Origin of the sequence: Novosphingobium sp. YAF33 (assembly GCF_052113265.1) — a bacterium.
Taxonomy (GTDB): Bacteria; Pseudomonadota; Alphaproteobacteria; order Sphingomonadales; family Sphingomonadaceae; genus Novosphingobium.
In genome coordinates this window covers 79,236-98,715 of the sequence record NZ_JBFRCW010000005.1, presented here as the reverse complement: position 1 = coordinate 98,715, position 19,480 = coordinate 79,236, and the positions used below count along the sequence as shown (strand labels likewise).

General features: G+C 67.7%; 16 protein-coding genes. 12 read left to right on the top strand and 4 right to left on the bottom strand.

Features of this window, described 5'->3' with window-relative positions; translation table 11 throughout:
• Positions 1-7: 7 nt before the first annotated feature.
• From AB4Z00_RS11570 to AB4Z00_RS11560, 3 genes are all read right to left on the bottom strand, one after another.
• Positions 8-2,653 (bottom strand): TonB-dependent receptor, encoded by a 2,646-nt coding sequence (locus AB4Z00_RS11570; protein WP_442046038.1) that lies wholly within the window; start codon positions 2,651-2,653, stop codon positions 8-10.
• Between the two features lie 182 nt (positions 2,654-2,835).
• Positions 2,836-4,107: an MFS transporter gene (locus AB4Z00_RS11565; protein WP_442046037.1), complete on the bottom strand. Its 1,272-nt coding sequence runs from the start codon at positions 4,105-4,107 to the stop codon at positions 2,836-2,838.
• Positions 4,107-5,261, bottom strand: a complete 1,155-nt coding sequence (locus AB4Z00_RS11560) for a mandelate racemase/muconate lactonizing enzyme family protein (protein WP_442046036.1) — start codon at positions 5,259-5,261, stop codon at positions 4,107-4,109. The genes AB4Z00_RS11565 and AB4Z00_RS11560 overlap by 1 nt, the downstream gene beginning before the upstream one ends.
• A gap of 150 nt (positions 5,262-5,411) precedes the next feature.
• Here AB4Z00_RS11560 and AB4Z00_RS11555 point away from each other — a divergent pair, with 150 nt between their 5' ends.
• The gene (locus AB4Z00_RS11555) at positions 5,412-6,155 is read left to right on the top strand and encodes a FadR/GntR family transcriptional regulator (RefSeq protein WP_442046035.1); all 744 of its coding nucleotides are present in this window, start codon (positions 5,412-5,414) and stop codon (positions 6,153-6,155) included.
• Between the two features lie 43 nt (positions 6,156-6,198).
• Here AB4Z00_RS11555 and AB4Z00_RS11550 read toward each other — a convergent pair whose 3' ends face one another.
• Positions 6,199-6,558 carry an L-rhamnose mutarotase gene (locus tag AB4Z00_RS11550; RefSeq protein ID WP_132266937.1) on the bottom strand — a complete coding sequence of 120 codons (360 nt, stop codon included), beginning with the start codon at positions 6,556-6,558 and terminating at the stop codon, positions 6,199-6,201.
• Positions 6,559-6,631: 73 nt separating this feature from the next.
• Between AB4Z00_RS11550 and AB4Z00_RS11545 the strand changes: the two genes are divergently transcribed.
• The 11 genes from AB4Z00_RS11545 (at position 6,632) to AB4Z00_RS11495 (ending at position 19,472) form a co-directional block, all read left to right on the top strand.
• Positions 6,632-7,810 carry an aldose 1-epimerase family protein gene (locus AB4Z00_RS11545; protein WP_442046034.1) on the top strand — a complete coding sequence of 393 codons (1,179 nt, stop codon included), beginning with the start codon at positions 6,632-6,634 and terminating at the stop codon, positions 7,808-7,810.
• Positions 7,807-8,553: an SDR family NAD(P)-dependent oxidoreductase gene (locus tag AB4Z00_RS11540; RefSeq protein WP_442046033.1), complete on the top strand. Its 747-nt coding sequence runs from the start codon at positions 7,807-7,809 to the stop codon at positions 8,551-8,553. Before AB4Z00_RS11545 ends, AB4Z00_RS11540 begins: the two co-directional genes overlap by 4 nt.
• Positions 8,554-8,564: 11 nt before the next feature.
• Entirely contained in the window at positions 8,565-9,755 is a 1,191-nt protein-coding gene (locus AB4Z00_RS11535; RefSeq protein WP_314466825.1) for a CoA transferase, read from the top strand.
• Positions 9,752-10,888: an extracellular solute-binding protein gene (locus AB4Z00_RS11530; RefSeq protein ID WP_442046032.1), complete on the top strand. Its 1,137-nt coding sequence runs from the start codon at positions 9,752-9,754 to the stop codon at positions 10,886-10,888. The genes AB4Z00_RS11535 and AB4Z00_RS11530 overlap by 4 nt, the downstream gene beginning before the upstream one ends.
• A complete protein-coding gene (locus tag AB4Z00_RS11525) occupies positions 10,885-11,655 on the top strand; it encodes an enoyl-CoA hydratase/isomerase family protein (RefSeq protein ID WP_442046031.1) in 771 nt (256 codons plus the stop codon). The genes AB4Z00_RS11530 and AB4Z00_RS11525 overlap by 4 nt, the downstream gene beginning before the upstream one ends.
• A 2-nt stretch (positions 11,656-11,657) precedes the next feature.
• The gene (locus AB4Z00_RS11520; RefSeq protein ID WP_442046030.1) at positions 11,658-12,824 is read left to right on the top strand and encodes a fumarylacetoacetate hydrolase family protein; all 1,167 of its coding nucleotides are present in this window, start codon (positions 11,658-11,660) and stop codon (positions 12,822-12,824) included.
• Complete coding sequence (locus tag AB4Z00_RS11515; protein WP_442046029.1) at positions 12,821-13,780, top strand: 2-hydroxyacid dehydrogenase; 960 nt, start codon at positions 12,821-12,823, stop codon at positions 13,778-13,780. The genes AB4Z00_RS11520 and AB4Z00_RS11515 overlap by 4 nt, the downstream gene beginning before the upstream one ends.
• Positions 13,764-14,573 (top strand): kinase, encoded by an 810-nt coding sequence (locus AB4Z00_RS11510; RefSeq protein WP_442046028.1) that lies wholly within the window; start codon positions 13,764-13,766, stop codon positions 14,571-14,573. Before AB4Z00_RS11515 ends, AB4Z00_RS11510 begins: the two co-directional genes overlap by 17 nt.
• Complete coding sequence (gene lldD, locus AB4Z00_RS11505) at positions 14,570-15,700, top strand: FMN-dependent L-lactate dehydrogenase LldD (protein ID WP_442046027.1); 1,131 nt, start codon at positions 14,570-14,572, stop codon at positions 15,698-15,700. Before AB4Z00_RS11510 ends, lldD begins: the two co-directional genes overlap by 4 nt.
• 72 nt (positions 15,701-15,772) lie before the next feature.
• Complete coding sequence (locus AB4Z00_RS11500) at positions 15,773-17,398, top strand: rhamnogalacturonidase (protein ID WP_442046026.1); 1,626 nt, start codon at positions 15,773-15,775, stop codon at positions 17,396-17,398.
• Positions 17,399-17,408: 10 nt separating this feature from the next.
• Positions 17,409-19,472, top strand: a complete 2,064-nt coding sequence (locus tag AB4Z00_RS11495; protein WP_442046025.1) for a glycoside hydrolase family 2 protein — start codon at positions 17,409-17,411, stop codon at positions 19,470-19,472.
• Positions 19,473-19,480: the final 8 nt, after the last annotated feature.

Genomic DNA, 19,480 nt, shown 5'->3' with positions numbered 1-19,480 from the left:
ATGGTCGTCAGAAGCGGACGCGGACACCGCCCGAGAAGCGGCGACCGGTCTTGCGGTACTCCTTGGTGCGATCGGTGCTGACGGAGTAGATGAACTCCTTGGCATCGTTGAGGTTGAGCGCATCCGCGAAGACGGTGAACTGCGGCGTCACTTCGTAGGACAGGCCCGCGTCAAGCTGGCCATAGGCGTCGAAATACTCCGGCTCGCCGTTGCGGCCCGAGGCCACCTGCAGGAAGTTGTCGCGCCAGGTATAGGCGAGGCGGGCCTGCACGCCGTACTTCTCGTAGAAGCCCACGAGGCTGTAGGAGGTCTTGGAAAGCCCCTCCAGCCCATAGGAGACGCCCGCCACCTGGTTCGTGTAGTTCGCGTTCGACTTGGTGTAGTTGAAGCTGGTCTGCACGCCGAGGCCGTCGAAAGGCGAAGGCAGGGTGGTGAAGGCCTGGCGATAGCCGAGTTCGAAGCCCTTCACGGTCGCGCCCTTGCCGTTATCGGGCACGGTCACCTGGAACGTCACCTGGTCTACCAGCTGCGGCGTGGTCACCAGCGTCACGAAGGAGTCGATCTTCTTGTAGAACACGGCCGCGGAGAGCAGCGCGTTGCCGGTGAAGTACCACTCGATGTCAGCCTCCACCTGCTTGGCCCGGAACGGCTTGAGGTCGGGATTGCCGCGGCTGATCGTCTCGTTGCCGGGGTTCGTCTGGATCGACTGGCGCGGCGAGAGGTCGGTCAGCGTCGGGCGCGTCATCACCTTGGAGGCCGAGAGGCGCAGGATCAGTTCGTTGGTCGCCTCCAGCTTGATGTTCACCGATGGCAGCCAGTCATGGTACTTGCCCTCGAAGCCGACCGGCACGATGGGCGAGACGACGATGATGTTCTGCCCCTGCCCATTGGGCTGGGCGCTGAGGACCGTGCGCGATGCGCCGGTCGAGGTGTAGGTCGTGCCTTCATAGCGCACGCCGGCATTGATGGTCAGCGGCATCGAGCCGAGGTCGGTCGTGAAGTTGGCCATGAAATAGCCGATCTTCACCTTCTCATCGACGACCGAGGAGGCCGAAGGCGAGAATACCGCCGGGTTGAACGCCTTCCCGTCCGCGGCCGCGAACTGGTCGATCACGCCCACGAGCTGCTGCGGGCTGTAGATCACCCAGTCCCGGACGATGTTGCTGGGGCCGCTGCCCTGGAAGAAGTTGCGGTTGGTCGGGCTGAACAGCGAAGCCGGCAGGACGCGGTCGGAGCCGCAATAGGCGCACTGCTCGCCGAAGGGCATCTCGTCGCCCGTCAGCGTCTTGGTGCGCCGCGAATACATGGCGCCCGCGAAGAGCGAAAGGTTGGACGTGGCCTTCCACTCGTTGTCGAAGCGGTATTCCTCGATCTTGTCGTCGACATCGGTGCCGCCGCCCCAGATGTAATCGTGCGCGGTGATGCCGTTGGGGTTGGTCGAGGCATTGGGGTAGTTCGGGCTGGTGAAGCCATATTCGTAGATCGGGCTGCCCGACCGGCGATCGAACCACAAGTCGATGTTCTTGCGCCGGATGGTGGTGAAGAGGTTGTCCTCCTTGCCGCGCCGTTCCGCCTTGGAACGCGAGGCGTCGAAGCTCATCTTGAGCGTCTCGGTGGGCTTCCACTCGATGTTGCCGCCGAACTGGTTGGTCATGACCTTGCGGTGGTCGTATTGCAGGATCTGGTCGACGAAGCCGCCCTGGTAGCGCTGGTAGACGGCCTCGTTGTCCTCCACGACCTGCTCCACCAGCGTGCCGCCGGAGAAGTCGTAGGCAAGGCCGGTCTGCTGCTCGCGGAAGTCCGCCTTGGAGTAGAGCCCGTCGAACGACAGCGTCAGCGTGTCGGTCGGCCGGAACTGCAGCGAGCCGGAGAAGCCGTAGCGTTCGAGGCTGCGCTCGAAGAAGAACGGCGAGAGGTTCGACGGCATCGAGACGCGGCTGAACGGCGCCACGTTCGGCCCGATGCGCGCGCCCGGAACCCCGCCGGCGTTGTAGTAGGAGTCCGTGCTGGAGCGATAGACATGGCCCGCGCCGATGGTGAATTCGTCGTTGCGGGTGTCGCGCTTGGTATAGACCCCCGAAATCGACACGCCGATGGTCTTGTCGGCATTGCGCCAGGACGCCACGCCCGAAACCTCGGGATTGAACTTGTCGGCCAGCTCCGCCCACATCTGCCCGGCGGAGGCACTGATGGCGAACTGGTCCTTCTGGTCGATCGCGCGCAGGGTCTTCACATCAACGGTGGCGCCGATCGAGGCGCCGTTGATGTTGGCCTGGGGCGACTTGTAGACGTCCGCGCCCGAAATGATTTCCGAGGGCATGACGTCGAACGAGAATTCGCGGCCGTTGTTGTCGGTAGCGAGCGTGCGGGCGTTGACGGTCACCGCGTTGAACTTCGGCCCGAAGCCGCGCACGGTGATGTAGCGGCCCTCGCCGCGGTTACGCTCGATGGTGACGCCGGCGATGCGCTGGAGCGATTCCGCGACGTTCTGGTCGGGCAGCTTTCCCAGGTCTTCGGCGACGATCGAGTCCACAACCGCGATGGAATCGCGCTTGATGTCGATCGCGACCTTCTGGCTGGCGCGGATGCCCGCAACGATGATGACATTCTCGGCCTCGCTGTCGGCAGCCTCCGAAGCGCCCTGGTTACCCACGGCCTCCTGCGCCTGCGCCGAAGTTGCCAGCGCTAGCACCGATGCGGCAGAAAAAAGCAGCGCCGACCTGGCCGCACTGCGAAACCTTCCCTCGTTCGACATCTCGACTCTCCCTCCAAATTCTTTGCAGATCTTATGACCTGCTATCGTTTTCATGTCAACTTACATCATATGTATGATGTTTACCGTACCGACTTGATCGGCAGCACGCACAGTGCGGAGCCGAAGACGAAGACCACCGCCGCGATGAAGATGGCCCGGTAGTCGCCGCCGAAGATCCCGAGCAGGACCGCGGCCATGACCGGGCTGATGATCTGCGGGATGTTTACGGCGGTGGTCAGGACGCCCAGGTCCTTGCCCTCATCGCCCAGCGCGGCCTTGGGCAGCACTTGCGTCATCAGCGCCATGTCGATGGACATGAACATGCCGTAGCCCACCCCGATCACCGCCGCGTAGACCCACATCCCGGCCATCGAGGGCGCCAGCAGCGGCGCAACCATCGCCGCGCCCATGAAGAGGCTGCCGCCGATCACGAAGGGCTTGCGCCGCTGCAGACGGTCGGAAAGCCAGCCCGATGCCAGCGACGAGACGACGAGGCACACCAGCGTCACCATCGCCATGTTGGCAATGGCCAGGTTCGAGGCGTCGTCGCCCAGCCCCACGTAGTCGCGCAGGATATAGAGCAGGTAGGCCGCCACCGCCTGGTAGCCCATGTAGATCGTGAAGCGGCTTGCGAAGGCCCAGGCGAAATCGGGATGCTCGCGCGGGCTGATCCAGAAGCTCTTGAAGAAGGCGGCCCAGTGGATCGGGCGGCGCGGCAGGGCATCGCTGGGCGGTTCGCGGTTGAGCGCGACGAAAGCCACGCAGGATGCGGCGATGGCGCCCGCGAAAAGACCGTAGGCCAGCATTCGCTGCGAGGCGAGATAGCCTGCCACCACCGTGCCTGCGGTCAGCCCGGCCGTCATGCCCGCGCCGACGATGCCGGAAACACTGCCCCGCGTCTCGGGCGCGAAGCGGTCCGCGATCAACGTGGTCATCGCCGGCTGCATCGAATTGTAGGCCACCGCCGCCATGACCCAGAGCACCATGAGCGACCAGAACCCGGTCATCATCGACACTCCGAACAGCGATGCAGAGCCGATCAGCGAGCCGATGGCGATCCACGGCGCGCGCCGTCCCCAACGACTGCGCGTGCGGTCCGACAGGGCCCCCGCGATCGGCGTCGCCAGCGTGGAGAATACCGAAGTGATCGCGAAGAGCAGCGCGAGGTTGTTCTCCTTGGACGCAGGAGAAAGCTCCGCGATCTGGTTGGGTAGCAGCACGCCCAGCACGCCGCTGTAGAGCCCCATCAGCAGGAAGAAGTTCACCATGAGCGACAGTTGCAGGCGCCAGCGCGCCGCGCCCTGGACCCAGGGCGTTCGGGCCTCTGCGCCCTGGGTTGCAGAGCCGTGCATCATTCCGCCGCCCGCCGCGTATCGGGAACGAGCCGAAGCCCCGCGCCGGCCGGCCGGCGATGCGGGCCGCCGCGCTCGCCCCAGCCGATGGCAGTGACGGACTGGGCCACCGCGGCCTCGTCGATCGAGATCCCGAGGCCCGGCGTGTCACCGAGGATGATGCCGCCCTCGGCGATCTGCTGGTCGACCGTGAAGCCGGTCGGGAAGCCGAAGTCCTGCACTTCGATGCCGATCATGTTGGGCAGCGCCGCCGCCGCATGCGCGACCGGATTGGCGTTGTAGGCCACCGGCGATACCGGCAATCCCCGCACATGGGCGGCCATTGCGACGCGATTGAAATGTGTGATCCCCCAGACGCTGCCCGCCTGGACGATATCCACCGCCTGCGCATCGAACAACGGTCCGTACTGCTCCAGCCCGGTGAGATTTTCGCCCGTCGCCACTGCCGTCCGCGCGGCGCGGGCGATCTGGGCATGCCCGGCCGCGTCCCATCGGCGCACCGGTTCTTCGATCCACGTCAGGTCGACGCGCTTCTCGATCTCGGCAAGGTGGCGGATCGCCTGCTTGGTGTTCCACGCTTCGTTGACGTCGAGCATGACCGCAGGGCGCGTGGTGTTGCGCGAAAGAATGCCGCGCACCGTTTCGAGCCGGGCGATGTCGCGGTCCAGGTCGCGTCCGCCCTTTATCTTGGCGGCGGTGAATCCGCGCTCGGCCCAGAGGGTGTAATGCGCCGCGAAAGCCTCGTCATCGAGGCCGTAGCACAGGCCCGAGGCATAACCCGGCACGAAACGGTCCCCGGCCCCGAGCGTGCGCCACAGCGGCTCGTCCGCCATCTTGGCCTTCAGGTCCCAGAGCGCCATGTCGATGGCCGCGATCGTTCCGAACGTGGCGCCGGCATGGCCGCTCTTGAAGACATGCGAGAGCATCGCATCGTAGAGCGTAGCGACCCCGCGCGGGTCCGCGCCTTCCACGGCGGGGAAAAGCCGGTCGATCTCGCGGTGCGATCCCAACCCGATCCCGGTCAGCCCGCCGTCGGTCTCGACCAGCAGGACCGGCACTTCGGTAATGCCCGATTCGACGATGCCGTTGACGTCGCCCACGGGGCGCTGCCAGTCGTGAAAGGCGGTGAGGCTGCGGTAGCCTGTGATCTTCATTCGGGAATCCCCTGACCTAAGGCCTGTTCGTAATTCGTATTATGTATGATCTATGTCGTTTGACAACCCTTGACGCGCTTGGTCAAGTCGGTTCAGCGTAAATCAGGCGCCAAGGACGCGCGTCACCATGAATCAAGGGCGTAAAAGAGCATGCAGGATAGGGTTGTCGGCCTCGGAGCGCCCGCGAAGACACGGCGGCGTCCGCGCCTTGCGGAAGCGGTGGTCGAGGAACTGGTCAGCGCCATCGTCACCGAAGTCTATCCCGCCGGTTCGGCCCTTCCCCCCGAAAACATGCTGTGCGACCACTTCGGCGTCAGCCGCACCGTGGTGCGGGAAGCGACCACCGCGCTGACCGAAAAGGGCCTCGTTGTCTCGCTGCAGGGACGCGGCACCATCGTGCGCGAGCAGAGCGACTGGAACCTGCTGGACCCGATGATCCTGGCGGCGCTGTTCCGGCGCGAGGACGGCCTGGCCTATCTCGACAACCTTTCGGAAATCCGTTCCTCCCTCGAAGCCTCGATGGCGGCCAAGGCGGCGAAGCGCGCCACGGCGGAGAGCCTGGCCGAACTCAAGGCCCAGATCGACAAGCTGGAAAGCCTGGTGGAAATCCCCGCGGCCTACGTGCACGAAGACGTGAATTTCCACGATGTGATCATGCGCATGTCGGGCGACCGCCTGAGCAAGGCGATCATCGACGGCATCCAGTCACGCGCCCTCAACACCCACGGCTATTCGGGCACGCTCAATGTCGAGCACGTCCGCAACACCCATGCCGCGCATCGCAAGGTCTACCAGGCGATCGTCGATGGCGATGCCGAAGCGGCGTCGAGAGCCATGCGCGAACATATCGAATCGTCATGGGCGCGGCGCCGGGCGAGCGGCCCTCAGGCCTAGCCGCCAGGGTCGGGCCCTCCGGCTCGACCGTGCGCGGGCGCTTTCAGGGTTGCTCCGAAAGCGCGTAGATCCGCTCCATTTCGGCCCAGGTCCGGTCCGGCGCGAAAGGCAGCGGGCGCTGGAACGTGCGCATGAGCGCGTCCCACGCCTGCACTTCCGGATTGGCGGCATCGCGCGCCGCCTTGCCTTCCGCATCGGCGGCCATGGCCGCATCCTGCTCCATCGTCATGAACATGCGGTCGCCCACCAGCCAGATCTGGAGATCGCGCACCCCATCGGCGCGGATCGCTTCGGTCACGGCCGCGGGCGGCCCGCCAGGCGCATGCCAGGCGCGATAGCGCGCGATCATTTCCGGCTCGTCCACCAGGTCCACGGCGAAGCACCTGCGCACGAATTGGCTCATTCCACTCTCCCAGTTGACGCTTCCCATCTCCTTACGTATTCATCATACGTCTTACAAGATGGAGAGGGCAGGCATGGCCTTGCTATATGGCGCGCAGATGTCGAGACGGCATCTCGCCGAGCGTACCGGATCCCTGTCGCAGTTCGCGGGCGTGCGCCTGATGACGCTGGGCGACGGCGTCGAGCGCGGCGTGCGCCTGCTGGAATTCCGCACCGGGTCCGGCCTGCGCTTCACGGTGCTGGTGGACCGCGCGATGGACATCGCCGAGTGCGATCACGCCGGGCGCGCGGTTGGCTGGCATTCGCCCTCCGGCTTCCGCAACCCGGCCTTGCACGACTACGAGGGTGAAGGCGGCCTCGGCTGGTTCCGCTCGATGTCGGGCCTGAACATCACCTGCGGCCTCGACCATATCCTGTTCATGCACGACGATCCGGCAGGCCACTACAATTACGGCCCGCGCGAGGTCGTTTCCTCCTCCCTCCACGGCCGCGTCGGCACCATCCCCGCGCAGCTCACCGGCTACGGCGAGCGCTGGGAGGGGGATTCCTGCACCTTCTGGGCCGAGGGCGTGGTGCGCCAGTCCACCGTCTTCGGAGAGGACCTGCACCTCATCCGGCGCATCGAGGCGGACCTCGGCAGTGACGAAATCCGCATGACCGACCGCGTGGTGAACCACGGCTTCTACACCACGCCGCACATGTTCTGCTACCACATCAACGTCGGCCATCCGGTCGTCGCCGAAGGCGCGCGCTACGTGGCGCCGGTGCGCGAAGTGCTCTGGGCCGCCCATGCGGACGACTACCGCCGGCAGGGCGTGGGCTACCGGACAATGCCGGCGCCCATCGTCAACTTCCACGAGCAGGTCTGGCAGCACGACATGGCGCCCGACGCGGCAGGCCGGGTCGAAGTCGCCCTGGTCAACGAGGCCATCGGGTTCGGCTTCTCCGTCACCACCCGCAAGGATCAGTTCCCCTGCATGTTCGAGTGGCAGAACCTTCACGCCGGCCACTATGCGGTGGGTATCGAGCCGGCCACCAATCATGTCCTCGGCAAGGACTTCGCCCGCGAGCGCGGCGAACTGATCCTGCTCGATCACGGCGAGGAGCGCCGCTACGACACGGTCCTGCGGGTCCTGCCGGATGAGGCCGCCGTCTCTGCCGCCATCGCGCGAATCGAYGGTGCGGCGCGCCAGCCCGAGGACGAATATCCGGTTCCCACCGGCAATTTCCCCGCCATCGGAGGCGCCGCGTGAAGGGCCGCACCATCCTCTATACCGGCGCCGCCGGCGGGCTCGGCCTCGACACCACGCTGCTGCTGATCGAACGCGGCGCCCATGTCATCGCCCTCGATAACGACGATGCCAAGATCGCCGCTCTCGTGGCTGCCGCCGAAGGGCGCGGTCCCGGCCGGCTGACCGTCTCGCGCACCGATCTCGCAGACCTGCCCGGCCTGCGCGCCACGCTCGATGCCCTGGCCGCGCGCCACGGCGGCATCGACGTGGTCATCAACAACGCCGCGATCTATCCCTCGAAGCCTTTCGAGGACTACACGATAGAGGAGCACCAGTTCGTCCAGCGCATCAATGTGGACGCCGGAATCGTCGCGGTGCAGGCCGCGCTGCCGGGGATGCGTGCGAAAGGCTTCGGGCGGATCGTCAACATCTCCAGCATCACCCTTTCGGGCGGCTGGGCGAACCTGTCCCCCTATGTCGCCTCCAAGGGCGCGCTGGTCGGCCTGACCCGCGCCTGGGCACGAGAATTCGGACCCTGGGGCGTGACCGTCAACGCCATCGCCCCCGGCGCCTTCCCCACCGATGCCGAGAAAATCCACCCCGATCCCGAGGGGTACGACCGCATGGTGCTGGATGCGCAGGCGATCAAGCGGCGCGGCACCGCGTCCGACATTGCCCACGCCATCGCCTTCTTCGCCGCCGACGAAGCGGGTTTCATCACCGGACAGACGCTGCAGGTCAACGGCGGCTGGACCATGTCCTGAAGGACCAGAAAATGACGATCCTCAATGGAATCCGCGTGCTCGACTGCTCGATCGCCATGGCCGGGCCTTTCGCCGCCCAGCGCCTGGGCGACATGGGCGCGGACGTGGTCAAGGTAGAGCCTACCAGCGGCGAATGGCAGCGCCATGCCTCGGCGGGCGGCGCGGCGGGCAACAGTATCAACGTCTCGTTCCTCTCGCTCAACCGCAACAAGCGCTCGCTGGCGATCGATCTCAAGTCGCCCGAGGGCAAGGCCGTGCTGCTGGACCTCGTGAAGGACGCCGACGTCTTTCTCCAGAACTACCGCCCCGGCGTGGCCGAGCGCCTGGGTGTCGATTACGCCACCCTGAGCGCCATCAACCCGCGCCTTATCTACGTTTCGATGTCGGGCTACGGCGAGGACGGACCCTATCGCATGCTGCCGGGGCAGGATCTGCTGCTGCAGGGCATGTCGGGCGCGATGCTCTCGGCCGGGAGCGAAGGCGCGCCGCCTTCCCCCGCCGGCCAGTACCTCGTGGATGCCATCGCCGCCTACAGCGCCTTCGAAGGGGCGCTGGCGGCCCTGTTCCACCGCGAACGGACCGGCGAAGGGCAGCTCGTGCAAGTCAACATGCTCGATGCCATCACCACGATCCAGATGCAGGAGCTGTCGGTGTTCACCGTCGGCGGCAAGCCGCAGACCCGCTCGGCCGAGCCTCATGCGCACAGCTACATCCGCGCGCCTTACGGCGTGTTCGAGACGGCGGACGGCTACATGACACTGGCGATGGCGCGCTTCGAAACGCTGGCGCGCGAACTCGACGACCCCTTCTTCGCCGGCATGGAGGAGGAGCGCGACGGCTGGACCCAGCGCGATGCCATTTTCGCCCGCATCCGGGGCCATCTCGTCCGGCAGCCCACGGCGCATTGGCTGGAGAAGTTCCGCGCCGCCGACATCTGGTGCGGCCCGGTCTACGGCTATGCCGACCTCGTCGAGGATCCGCAGATCAAGCACAACGGCACGTTCGTCGAGTACGATCACCCCACCGAAGGCCGCGTCAAAGTGCCCGGCTTCCCCATTCGCTTCTCGCGCACGCCTTCCGCGATCACGCGCGGCGCGCCGCTGGTGGGCGAGCATAGCGAGGACATCCTGCGCGAAGCCGGCCGCAGCGCCGAGGACATCGCACAGCTCATCGAGTCCGGCGTGGTGCGCCAGCACACATGAGCGACGTTGAAACGGCCGGGCCTGCCTACCGCGGCCTCACCTGGGACCACCCGCGCGGCTACCGCGCGCTGGAGGCGGCCGCCGCAAGCGTCGCGCCCGCGCAGGGGCTGTCGATCGCCTGGGACCGCCATCCGCTCGAAGGGTTCGAATCCCATCCCATCGCCGACCTTGCCGAGCGCTACGACCTCATCGTGCTCGACCATCCGCACGTCGGAGAGGCAGTGGCGCAGGACTGCCTGATCCCGATGGCGCAGGTCGTCGGCGCGGAAGCCCTGGCCGCGCTGGAAACCACCGCGATCGGCCGTTCGCTGGCAAGCTACCACTATGCGGGCGCGCACTGGGCACTGCCCCTCGACGCGGCAAGCCAGGTCATGGCCTATGCCCCGTCACGGATCGAGGCGCCGCCCACGACATGGCAGGCGGTCGTGGACCTTGCCCGGCGTGAACCGGTGGCGCTGTCGCTGTCCGGCCCCCATGCCGCGCTCACCTTCCAGTCCATCGCGGCGTCGCTGTCTTCGAACGGCCGGCCCGGGGACCGCTTCGTCGATCCCGAAACCGGCCGCGAAGCTTACGAATGGATGGCCGCGCTGACGGGCGATGCCACCCGCGCCCGGATCGACCAGAACCCCATCGCCCTGCTCGAAGCCCTGTCGGGCGGGGAGGACCTCGCGCTGGTCCCGCTCGTCTACGGCTACGTGAACTACGCCAAGGAGGGCGCCGCCTTCGCCGATGCCCCGCGCGGGCGCGCCGGGATCGGCTCGATGCTCGGCGGCACCGGCATTGCCGTCTCGCGCCGCTGCACGGTGACTGACGAACTGCGCGCGCATCTGTCGTGGCTGATGGGCGAGGAAGCCCAGCGCCGCTTCATCCCGGCCCACGATGGCCAGCCCGCCTTGCGCCGGGCATGGGACGATCCGGCCGTCGACCAGGAGTGGCGCGGCTTCTACGCCGCCACCCGTGCCACGCTGGAAGCGGCCTCGCTGCGCCCCCGCCATGACGGCGCCATCGCCTTCCAGACCGAAGCCTCCGCCCGCCTGCGCGAAGGCCTGCTCGCCCATGAACCCGCCGCGCCGGTCCTCGCCGATATCGAGGCCGCCTTCGCCCGCCACCACATCGAGGGAACCGAGACATGAGCGCCAACTTGCGCTTCGAAATCGCCGATCACATCGCCACGATCACGCTCGACCGCCCGGAAAAGCTCAACGCCATGACGCCGGACATGGCCCAGGCGCTGGTCGAGGCCGTGGCCACCTGCAACACCTCGAACGAGGTCCGCGTGGCGATCGTCACCGGGGCGGGGGCCAAGGCGTTCAGCGCCGGCTCCGACATCGCGACTCTCGATGCTTATGCAACGCCGTGGGACTTCCGCAACCGGCAGGACTACTGCGACGCGCTGCGGGCCTGCCGAAAGCCCGTGATCGCGGCGATCAACGGCTATGCGCTCGGCGGAGGGCTGGAAACGGCCATGGCCTGCGACATCCGCATCGCCTCGGTCAATGCCCGCTTCGCGGCGCCTGAGATCAAGCTCGGCTGGATCGGCGGCGGCGGCATGGCAGTGGGATTGACGCACTCCGTCGGCATGTCGAACGCGGCGCTGATGCTTTATACCGGCGAGATGATCGACGCCGCCCGCGCCGAGGCATGGGGCCTCGTCAGCGAGGTCACCGAGCCGGACGCCCTGCTGCCCCGCGCCCGCGAAATCGCCGGCCAGATCGCCGCGCGCGCGCCGATCGCGGCAGAGACCGCCAAGCTCAACTTGCGCGCCGCCCACCAGATGCCTTACGAAAAAGCCATCGAGTACGAGCGCGACTTGCAGGCTATCTGCTTCGCCACCGCCGACGCCGCCGAAGGCCGCGCCGCTTTCGCGGAGCGCCGGGCGCCCGTGTTCGAAAGGCGCTGAACATGGACCTCTCGCCCGCGGCGATCCTCCCGGCCGACCCCCACGCCCTGCTGTTCGGCCGCGTCTGGCGGCCCGAGGCGGAAGGCCCCTCGCTGGTGCGTATCGACGGCGAACGCGTGACCGACATCAGCGCGGCTTTCCCCACGGCGCGCGACTTGTGCGAAGCAGCCGATCCGGCAACCGCTCTGCGCCAGGCTCAGGGCGAGGACCTCGGCCCGCTGGCGGCGATCCTTGCCAACAGCGATCCGGCAAGGCGCGATGCCGGGCGCGCCTGGTTGCTTTCGCCGATAGACCTCCAGGCCGTGAAGGCGGCGGGCGTCACTTTCGTCACGTCCATGCTCGAACGCGTGATCGAGGAACGCGCGCGTGGCAATCCCGAAGCCGCCGCCGAGATCCGCGCGCAAGTCCGGGGCCTCGTCGGTGACGATCTGCGCGCCCTGCGGCCCGGCTCGCCCGAGGCCATGGCGCTCAAGCAGACCCTGATCGAGGCCGGCGCCTGGAGCCAGTACCTCGAAGTCGGTATCGGTCCCGACGCCGAGATCTTCACCAAGGCCCAGCCCATGGCCAGCGTGGGCACCGGCCACGAAATCGGCGTCCACCCCGCTTCGACCTGGAACAATCCGGAACCCGAAGTGGTGATCGTCATCGCCTCGGATGGCCGGATCGTCGGCGCGACGCTGGGCAACGACGTCAACTTGCGCGACGTGGAAGGCCGCTCCGCCCTGCTGCTCGGAAAAGCCAAGGACAACAATGGCGCTGCCGCGATAGGGCCGTTCGTGCGCCTGTTCGACGGAGCGTTTGACCTTGCCTCGGTAGAGACCCTAAGCCTCACGCTGACAGTGACCGGCGAGGATGGCTTCGTGATGCAGGGACGTTCTGAAATGCGCGAGATCAGCCGGGCGCCGGCAGACCTCGCGGCGCAGGCACGCAACGCGCATCACCGCTATCCGGACGGCTTGGTCCTGTTCCTGGGCACGCTGTTCGCGCCAACGCAGGACCGTGACGAGCCGGGGCATGGCTTCACGCACAAGACGGGCGACGTGGTGCGGATCGCCGCCGGCCCGCTGGGCGCGCTGGTGAACCGGGTGACCGCCACGGACCGCTGCGCGCCCTGGGACTTCGGCGCCGGCGCCCTGATGCGCAACCTGGCGGGGCGCGGACTGCTATGAGCGCGAAGCCGAAAATCCTGCTCACCCGCCGCTGGCCGGAAGCGGTCGAGACCCGGCTTGCCGCCGCTTACGACGTCACCCTGAACGATACCGACATGCCGCTGGGCGAGGCCGAACTGGCCGCGGCGATGCGCGAGCATGACGCGCTCTGCCCCACCGTCACTGACCGCATCACCCGCGCTGTCATGGAAGTAGACGATCGCCGCGCACGCATCATCGGCAATTACGGCGCCGGCTTCGAGCACATCGATCTCGCCGCCGCGCGCGCCCTCGGCATTGCCGTCACCAATACCCCGGACGTCCTGACCGAAGCCACCGCGGACATCGCCATGACCCTGCTGCTCATGGCCAGCCGCCGCGCCGGAGAAGGCGAGCGCGAGCTTCGCGCCGGGGCATGGACCGGCTGGCGGCCGACGCACCTCGTCGGCCAGTCGCTTTCGGGCAAGCTGCTGGGGCTCGTCGGATTCGGACGGATCGCACGGGCGACGGCGAAGCGGGCCGAAGCCTTCGGCATGCGCATCGCCTACCACAGCCGCCGCCCTGCGCCGGACATGCCGCAGGACGCCTACTTCGCAGACCTCGGCGAACTGGCCGAGCGCGCCGACATGCTTTCCCTTCACGCGCCCGGCGGCGCCGAGACGCGGCACATGGTCGATGCCGCCCTGCTGGCGCGAATGCCTGCCCACGGCGTGCTGGTGAACACCGGGCGCGGCACCCTGATCGACGAAGCGGCGCTGGCCGAGGCCCTCGCTGCCCGGCAGATCGCCGCCGCGGGCCTCGACGTCTATGAAGCCGAGCCCAAGGTCCACCCCGGGCTCGTCGCCCTTCCCAATGTCGTCCTGCTGCCGCATCTCGGCAGCGCGACGATCGAGGCGCGTACCGCCATGGGCATGAAAGTCGCTGACAACCTCGACCGCTTCTTCGCGGGGGAACCACTGCTTGACCCAGTCGTCTGAGCGGGTCGCCGCGGCCGTCCGGGGCTGGCTGGAGGCGCCGCGCAGCGGCCCGCTGGTGCTGGGCCTGTGCGGATCGCAGGGCTCGGGCAAATCCACGCTGGCCGAAGACCTCAAGTTGCGGATGGAGGCGCTGGGCCGCCGCGTCGCGGTCCTCTCCCTCGACGACCTCTACCTCGGCCGCGCCGCGCGCGCGGATCTGGCGCGCGAGGTCCATCCGCTGTTCGCCACGCGCGGCGTTCCCGGCACACACGATGCCGCACGCGGCACCGCCCTGCTCGACGCCATCCGCGCCGGTGCGCCGGTCACCCTGCCCCGTTTCGACAAGGGCCGGGACGAACCCGTGCCCAACGGCGATCCTGTTCCCGCCGGGCTAGACCTGCTCGTTTTCGAAGGCTGGTGCCTGGCCGCCCGCCCTCAAGGCGAATCCGCGCTGGCGGCGCCGATCAACGCCCTCGAACGCGATGAGGATCCGGACGCCGTCTGGCGCCGCCATGTGAACAGCTTGCTGGAAAGCACTTACGCCGCGCTTTTCGCGCGCATCGACCGTCTCGTCCTGCTCGCCGCGCCCGGCTTCGAGGTTGTGCGCGGCTGGCGCGGACAGCAGGAGGCCGTCCTGCGAGACCGCATCGCCCGCGGCGAAGCGCAAGGCTCGCAGGTCATGGATGACCCCGCGCTCGACCGTTTCGTGCAGCATTACGAGCGCCTTACCCGCCACATCCTCGCCGAGATGCCGGACCGGGCCGACCTCGTGCTCCACCTCAATCCCGACCGCAGTCTCAGGGACCCTTCATGATCGTTTCCTCTCCGCTCGACTTTCGCGAAGCGGCGCGCCGCCGCCTGCCGCCGTTCCTGTTCGACTATGTCGATGGCGGGGCCTTCTCCGAGGAGACGATGGAGGCCAACCGCGCGGCGCTGAAAACCGTGCGCCCGCGCCAGCGCGTGCTGCGCGATGTCTCCGCGCTCAGCCTCGAGACCCGGATCCTGGGCGAGACGATGGACATGCCGGTCATGCTGGCCCCGATCGGGCTTGGCGGCATGATGCGGCGGCGCGGCGAATTGCAGGTGGCCCGCGCCGCGCGGGCGGCGAACGTGCCCTATATCCTCTCCACCGTCAGCGTCTGCCCTCTGGCCGACGTGATCGCGGCCAGCGGCGCGCCGATCTGGTTCCAGCTCTACGTGCTCAAGGACCGCGGTTTCATGCGGCACGCGCTGGAACGGGCGCAGGCGATGGGCGTGACCAAGCTGGTGTTCACCGTCGACATGCCGCTGCCGGGTGCCCGCTACCGCGATGCCCATTCCGGCATGAGCGGCCCCGCCGCGCCGATGCGCCGGATGCTGCAAGCGGTCACGCACCCGCGCTGGGCCTGGGACGTGGGCCTGCTGGGCCGGCCGCACGATCTCGGCAATATTTCCCACTACCGGCAGAAGCCGACCGACCTTGCCGACTACATCGGCTGGCTGGGCGCCAACTTCGATCCATCGATCACCTGGTCCGACCTCGAATGGATCCGCGACTTCTGGCCGGGCGAGATGATCGTCAAGGGCGTGCTCGATCCGGCCGATGCGCGCGACGCGGTGCGGCTCGGCGCCGATGGGGTGATCGTCTCCAACCACGGCGGCCGCCAGCTCGACGGCGCGATCTCGACCGCGGAGGCCCTGCCCGCCATCGCCGATGCCGTGGGTGACGAACTGACCGTGCTGGTCGACGGCGGCGTCCGCACCGGCCTCGACGTGGTGCGCATGCTGGCGCTCGGCGCGCGCGGGGTGTTGCTGGGGCGGGCCTATATCTACGCGCTGGCGGCGGAAGGCGAGGCCGGCGTGACCAGGCTGCTCGACCTCATCGCCCAGGGCATGAAAGTGACGATGGCCCTGAGCGGGGTGACATCGGTGAAGGACATTACCCGCGACATGCTGGTGTAACCGGCCGGAAAGAGTTGGCAGCGCCTCTGGCTTATGTAATACGTCATACAACATAAGTTTGGGGGAGCAGGAATGGACCGCGTTATCGAACGGGCGGAATTCAGCCGCCGCGCCGTGACGCTCGGCTTTGGCGCGGCCTTTGCGATGAGCGCCGTGCCGGTGCGCGCGGCAGGTGCCCTTTCCGGATTCCACGACGTTCGCGACCACGGCGCCAGAGGCGACGGGGCGGCCATCGATTCCGACGCGTTCAACCGCGCCATTGCCGCCGCGAGCGATGCGGGCGGGGGCACCGTCGTCGTGCCTCCCGGCCATTACTTGTGCTTCTCGATACGCCTGCGCAGCCACGTTACCTTGCTGCTGATGCCCGGCAGCGTCATCGAGGCGGCCGACCCGCGCCGTCACAAGGGCGGGTACGACCTCCCCGAAGGCATCTTCGAGGAGCAATATGTAGACTACGGCGTCGCCCATTTCCGCAATGCGCTGATCTACGGCATCGACCTGAGCGACGTTGCGATCATCGGGCGCGGCATGATCCACGGCCTCGGGCTGGACCGCGAGGGACCGGCGCCGCGATGGCACGGTATCGCAGGCTGGAAATCCCCCCGCGAGCAGGGCCTGTCCCCCGATGCCGCCCGCCGCGCCATCCCGCGCGAGATGGCCTACGAGGGGCGCGGCAACAAGGCCGTGGCGCTCAAGCGCTGCCGCAACGTGCTGCTGCGCGACTTCACGATCCTGCAAGGCGGCCACTTCGCCTGCTACGTGCTGGGATCGCAGGGCGTCACCATCGACAATCTTACCGTCGATACCGACCGCGACGGCATCGACATCGACTGCTGCCGCGACGTGCGGGTGACCGGCTGCACGGTCAACGCCCCGAAGGACGACGCCATCGTCCTCAAGAGCAGCTATGCCTTGAACGCGCCGGTGTTCTGCGAGGAGATATCGGTGATCGGCTGCAAGACCAGTGGCTACGATCTCGGCTCCTTGGTGGACGGCACGTATCGCCTCTCGCCCTATCGCTCGGTGGACGACGTGGGCGTGCTCGGACGGATCAAGCTCGGCACCGATTCCGCCACCGGCTTCCGCAATATCCTGATCGCGGACTGCACGTGCGAGAACACGCGCGGATTGCAGCTGGGGGCGATCGACGGCGGCGTTCTGGAGGACGTGACCTTCCGCGACATCAACCTGAAGAATCCCGTGAACCATCCGATCTTCGTCCGCCTCGCCGCGCGCAACCGCGCGCCCGTGGGGACCGGACCCTCGAAAGTGCGCCGCGTGCGGTTTTCGGGCATCAACGTCTCGGGCGCGCCCGGTCCCTATGCCTGCGGCATCATCGGCAATCCCGGTGCCCCGGTGGAGGACGTGACCTTTTCCGACGTCCACGTTCGCGCGGCAGGCGGCGGCACGGCCGAAGACGCCGCCCGCGCCATCCCGGAACGGCCCGCCTCCAGTCTCGAACCTAGCTTCATGGGTACGTTCCCGGCCCACGGCCTCTACGTGCGCCATGCCCGCAACGTGGTGCTGCACGACGTGACGTTCGATGTCGCCGCGCCCGATGCGCGCCCCGCCGTGCTGTTCGACGACGTGGCCGGCGCAATGGTCGATGGCCTGCGATCCCCCCACGCGCGCGGCGAAGCGATCCGCGCCACCGCCAGCAGCGACATCGCCATCGGCGCCGTCGTGAAACTCGCCTGAGAGACCGACCATGATCCAGAGATCCCTGCGCCCCCTGCTCGGCCTGCTTCTCGCCGGAGCGCCGGTTCCCGTGCTGGCCGCCAGCGAGCGGCCGCTGGCAGAGGGCTGGCATTTCGTGAAGTCCGATGCCGCCGGTGCCGAGGCGACCGCCTTCGACGACCGCGCCTGGCAGAGCGTCTCGGTGCCGCACACCTACAATGCGCAGGACTCCGGCATCGGCGGCGCCAAGGCGCGCGGCGAGCCGGAAGGAGTCTACTATCGCGGCCCCGCCTGGTACCGCCTCGGCTTTGCGGCCAGCCCGAAAGCAGGCAAGCGCTATCTGCTGAACTTCGGCGGGGCCTCGCTGAAGGCCGAGGTCTGGCTGAACGGCCGCCGGCTGGGCCAGCACAAGGGCGGCTACGGCGCCTTCCGCTTCGACGCCACCGAGGCTCTGCGCAGCGGGGACAATGTCCTGGCCGTGCGCGTCGAGAATGCGCGCGACACGCAGATCGCCCCGCTCAACGGCGACTTCAACGTTTTCGGCGGCCTGGCCCGCGCGGTCGGCCTGATCGAGGAAGACGCGCTGGCTTTCGACCGGCTCGACCATGCCGGACCCGGCGTGCAGGTCCGCACCACCTCGCTGAAGGGCCGCGAGGCGGCGGTGACGCTCACTGCCGCGCTGAGCAATGCGCGGACCTCGGCTGCGCGCTTCAGCCTCGACACCCGCGTGCTCGACGCCGCAGGCAAAGTCGTCGCCCGCGCCTCGCGCACCGTCCTGCTTGGGGCAGGCGAGAAAACCAGCATCGAGCAGTCGCTCGCCTTGCACAATGCGCGGCTCTGGCAGGGCGTGAAGGCCCCCTATCTCTACCGCGTGGTCACCGAAATCGCCGAATCCGGCCGCGTGATCGACAGCGCCAGCGTACCGCTCGGCGTGCGTACCGTGGCGGTGCGCAAGGACGGCACCTTCCTGCTGAACGGCACGCCCTACCCGCTTCACGGCGTCAACCTGCAACTGCCCACCCGCTTCGGCCGCGGCCCGGTCGTGACCGATGCCGAGATCGACGAGGACCTGGGCCTGTTCGCGGAGATGGGCGCGACCGGCCTGCGCCTGGCGCACATGCAGCATCCAAGCCGTGTCTACGAACGCGCGGACGAACTGGGGCTGCTGGTGCTCACCGAAGTGCCGCTGATCGACGATCACGATCCTTCCGATGCCTTCCGCGAGAACCTGGTCGAACAGATGCGCGAGCTGATCGCGCAGACCGGCAACCACCCCTCCGTGGCGCTCTGGGGCATCGGCAACGAGATCCGCAAGTCGGATGCAGCCTCGAACCGCATCCTGTCCGAACTCCAGGCCACGGCAAAAGCCCTCGATCCCACGCGTCCGACGACTTACGCGCATTGCTGCCTCGACGACAGCGATCCCATCGCGCAGCACAGCGATACGGTGTCCTACAACCGCTACTTTGGCTGGTACTGGACGAATTCGGAGGACATCGGCCCCTGGGCCGACGCGCTTCACGCCAAGATGCCGGGCCGGCCGTTCGGCGTCAGCGAATACGGCGCGGGCGCCAGCGTCCTGCACCAGGAAGACCCGGTGATGAAGCGCCCGGAATCGAACGGCTACTGGCACCCCGAGCAGTACCAGACCGACTTTCACATCAAGCACTGGCGCGAGATGAAGAAACGGCCGTTCCTCTGGTCCAGCTTCGTGTGGGTGGGCATCGACTACCCCTCGTTCAAGCGCAACGAGGGGGATCGTCCCGCGATCAACGACAAGGGCCTCGTCACCGAGGACCGCAAGACGCGCAAGGATGCCTGGTACTGGTATCAGGCGAACTGGTCGGACACGCCGATGCTGCACCTCGCCAGCCGCCGCGACGTGAACAAGCGCACGCAGCGCGTCGTGGCGCAGGCTTTCACCAACCGCCCCGAAGTGGAGATGCGCCTCAACGGCGGCGCCTGGACGAAAGTGCCGGTGGACGACCATATCGCCGCATGGACGGTGGAGCTCGCGCCGGGCAGCAACCGCGTGGAAGCGCGCGCCGGGACGTTGATCGATACCGTAACCTGGAACTGGACGACCCGGCCCTGAGCGTCCCC

Coding starts and splice junctions, on each gene's coding strand:
- AB4Z00_RS11550 (WP_132266937.1), bottom strand. CDS start 6,558: ATGAGCCAATTCGTGCGCAGGTGCTTCGCCGTGGACCTGGTGGACGAG.
- AB4Z00_RS11525 (WP_442046031.1), top strand. CDS start 10,885: ATGAGCGCCAACTTGCGCTTCGAAATCGCCGATCACATCGCCACGATC.
- AB4Z00_RS11520 (WP_442046030.1), top strand. CDS start 11,658: ATGGACCTCTCGCCCGCGGCGATCCTCCCGGCCGACCCCCACGCCCTG.
- AB4Z00_RS11500 (WP_442046026.1), top strand. CDS start 15,773: ATGGACCGCGTTATCGAACGGGCGGAATTCAGCCGCCGCGCCGTGACG.
- AB4Z00_RS11535 (WP_314466825.1), top strand. CDS start 8,565: ATGACGATCCTCAATGGAATCCGCGTGCTCGACTGCTCGATCGCCATG.
- lldD (WP_442046027.1), top strand. CDS start 14,570: ATGATCGTTTCCTCTCCGCTCGACTTTCGCGAAGCGGCGCGCCGCCGC.
- AB4Z00_RS11495 (WP_442046025.1), top strand. CDS start 17,409: ATGATCCAGAGATCCCTGCGCCCCCTGCTCGGCCTGCTTCTCGCCGGA.
- AB4Z00_RS11515 (WP_442046029.1), top strand. CDS start 12,821: ATGAGCGCGAAGCCGAAAATCCTGCTCACCCGCCGCTGGCCGGAAGCG.
- AB4Z00_RS11555 (WP_442046035.1), top strand. CDS start 5,412: ATGCAGGATAGGGTTGTCGGCCTCGGAGCGCCCGCGAAGACACGGCGG.
- AB4Z00_RS11565 (WP_442046037.1), bottom strand. CDS start 4,107: ATGCACGGCTCTGCAACCCAGGGCGCAGAGGCCCGAACGCCCTGGGTC.
- AB4Z00_RS11530 (WP_442046032.1), top strand. CDS start 9,752: ATGAGCGACGTTGAAACGGCCGGGCCTGCCTACCGCGGCCTCACCTGG.
- AB4Z00_RS11560 (WP_442046036.1), bottom strand. CDS start 5,261: ATGAAGATCACAGGCTACCGCAGCCTCACCGCCTTTCACGACTGGCAG.